The sequence below is a fragment of the Roseovarius litorisediminis genome, assembly GCF_900172295.1.
Lineage (GTDB): Bacteria > Pseudomonadota > Alphaproteobacteria > Rhodobacterales > Rhodobacteraceae > Roseovarius > Roseovarius litorisediminis.
On record NZ_FWFL01000028.1, the window covers coordinates 1 to 2,650 of the forward strand.

Genomic DNA, 2,650 nt, shown 5'->3' on the forward strand with positions numbered 1-2,650 from the left:
AAGCAGACGCTTTTCAGCAGGTGAGACAGCCAGTCACTGCGTGTGGAAAACATCAACTGCCGAACGGCAACATCAGCGCTAATGAACGACGCCGTGCGGCCCGTGCTTCATGAAATGCCACTGACCGTAGCTATCCTTCAAATCAAGCGCGATGGCCGTAGTGCCTTTGGTCGATGCGTTGCCCACTTCGGCAACTGAAAATTCGATACCGTTGGGCATGTCGATGCGAACACGATGCTCACCATCGCTATGTGGCGGCTTGATTGGGCGCCCAGAAGATGCCAGCACATCGCCGATTTTCACCGATGCCGTACGCGCTTCCATGTCTGAGGTGAAGTCGATGGACTCAAAAACGGTGTCATGCAGCGTCGGACACATGGCGCGGAATACCCACCAATGTGTTGCCTCCTCATCGGTCTCGCCGCCGGTGAGAACCGTCTCAAGAGCTGCACGCTGAGCGGGCGATGCCGCAGGATCAATGATCAACTGCATCTCGCCCTTACCCTCGTAGATTGGCCCGGGCCACGCATAAAGCACAGCGACTTTCAAACCCGTGAGTTCAAAGTCCTCAAAGTGCCCCTTGGTGATCTCCATCACCTCAAATCCGCGGCAGTTGCCATGGGTTGGGTCCTCCTCGAACTGGCAAGGGCATGAATAGCCGCAATTGCAGTTCCCGAATGCCGGTCCTTCGACATACCAATCCTTGTAAGCCATGAGTCATCCTTTCTTTTTGTCGCAGTTACACAGATGTAAAAATGCACCAAATTCCCCAGCCAATCAGGAGGGCTCCTGTTAGTCTCGAGAAGAAGCGCGGTTTAGGAATGATTTTTTCGGCCAGCACGTACAGAGCAAGGCCAACAATCCAGTAAAGGTTCATGATGCCGCCGACAAAGAGCAGCGCCATCAACGCCCAGCAACAGCCAAAGCAGAAAGCGCCGTGATGCATCCCCATCAGAAGCGCGCCTCCGCTGCCTTTCCTGCGATGACGTGTCAGAAAGGCTGCGGGCGAACTGCATTGTTTCAGACACGCCGTCTTTAGCGCTGAAAATTGAAAGAGACCCGCTGAGATCAGCACTACGCCCGCGGTGGGCCGTGACGCGAGAACCATCATCGGCCCATCAACCAGACCAAGTTTTTCCGTTCCCCAATGCGCCCCTGTCGCCAGCAGGCTGAAGCCACCCCAAATTAGAAGATAGCCGGCAAGGAAGATCAGGCCGAGTTTCGTCGCCGACGCGCGTTCCGAACTGTGCCGTTTCAGTGCAGTGTAGAGCAAAAGCGTTGGTGCGGCACTTGGCGTCATCATAGCGATCATCATTACCCACCACATCAGAAAGACGAGGAGCGCGTAGCCAAATGCCCAGGTCTGCGCTTCACCCATTGCCATGGGGTCGCCGATCGGGCCCGCCATCCTCGTCATGTCCAGCGCCGACATGTTCATGCCGACGCCGTTAACTGTGTAAAGACCGGCCAACAGCACGATCGTTAAAACAGCAACAGTCACCACCAATGTGTCGCGCGCCATTACCCTTTCGACGGGCCCTATCGAACCTTGCATCACAGGTCAGACCATTATGCGGCGACGCGGCCTTGGCCAGTTAGGTGCAAGCTTGCCATATGAGCGTGGGTGCCAGTGTTTTTGTTCAGGTCCAGATCGCCACCCGAGGTTTTGGTTTGGCCCTTGGCCATTTCGGCAAACCCGAACTCGAATCCGTGAGGCAACCTGATGCCGATGCGGTGCGGCTCCCCTGTGACGATGTTAGGTATTGGCTCCGCGTTGATTTCGAAAACGCCTTCGGCAACTCCCTTGCCAACGCGATCCTCAATCTTCATTTCCAATGAAACTGGTGCGTAAATCGTGTCATGTCTGTTAGGACTCATCGCACCAAAGACAAACCACATGGTGGCCATTTCTTCCGTGTCAGCCCCGGTCATGATCGCCTGAAGCGCTGCGCGCTGGTCTACATCCGCATTTGAGTCAATAATGAGCTGCATGTGACCGTTGCCCTCGTGAATCGGGCCAGGCCACTTGTAGACGCCCGCCGCCGTCAAACCGTCAAGTGACGTATTGCCATAATGCCCCTTGTGAATTTTGTAGACAACTGCGGCTTCGCAAGTGCCATCTGTCGGCAAGACGCCGAACTGGCATGGGCATCCGAAGTTACAATTACAGTTCGCGAGCTCTTCGCCCCTTATCTCCCAATCAATCATGTTTCCGTCCCCTTGGAGTAACTGCCACTAAAGTTGGCAGCGATGTGTTTTGCCCGAAGGTTTGGAGATCGTTAACTTTGTTTGTTCTATAGCCTCACCATATCGCGACTTATACCAGAAAACTGGCCCCGTGTCATCAAAGCCGAAATCGGGGAAGACTGGCGTAAGATATGTGTCTGCATCGGGCTGATTTTGTTGAAAAACTCCTGCTTGATTGATGACCGAACTGCTGATTCAATTCCTGTAATCGAGGGGGAGGACCGGCGATGATGGGACCGAGGCAGGAAGCGCAACCGGCGCTGTTCTACGAGTTCTCGCTTGAGGATCATGTCCCACAGGATCACCTGCTGCGCTCCATCGACCGGTTCGTCGATCTTGGCGGCATCCGCACGCATCTTGCGGAGTTCTACAGCCACACGGGCCGCCCCTCCGTCGATCCCGA

General features: G+C 55.1%; 4 protein-coding genes. 1 reads left to right on the top strand and 3 read right to left on the bottom strand.

Going from position 1 to position 2,650, the window contains the following annotated elements:
* Positions 1-78: 78 nt before the first annotated feature.
* Genes PEL8287_RS19610 through PEL8287_RS19620 form a run of 3 tightly spaced genes read right to left on the bottom strand, consistent with a single transcriptional unit; the run spans position 79 to position 2,208 of the window.
* On the bottom strand, positions 79-714 hold the full coding sequence (locus PEL8287_RS19610; RefSeq protein ID WP_085825279.1) for a DUF1326 domain-containing protein: 636 nt from the start codon (positions 712-714) through the stop codon (positions 79-81).
* Positions 715-739: 25 nt separating this feature from the next.
* Entirely contained in the window at positions 740-1,522 is a 783-nt protein-coding gene (locus PEL8287_RS19615; protein ID WP_235862357.1) for a DUF2182 domain-containing protein, read from the bottom strand.
* Positions 1,523-1,569: 47 nt separating this feature from the next.
* A complete protein-coding gene (locus PEL8287_RS19620) occupies positions 1,570-2,208 on the bottom strand; it encodes a DUF1326 domain-containing protein (RefSeq protein ID WP_085894135.1) in 639 nt (212 codons plus the stop codon).
* Positions 2,209-2,474: 266 nt separating this feature from the next.
* On the opposite strand from PEL8287_RS19620, the gene PEL8287_RS19890 reads away from it, so the two are divergent.
* Positions 2,475-2,650, top strand: a 176-nt coding sequence (locus PEL8287_RS19890; protein ID WP_503167651.1) for a transposase, incomplete at its 3' end; no start/stop codon positions are given.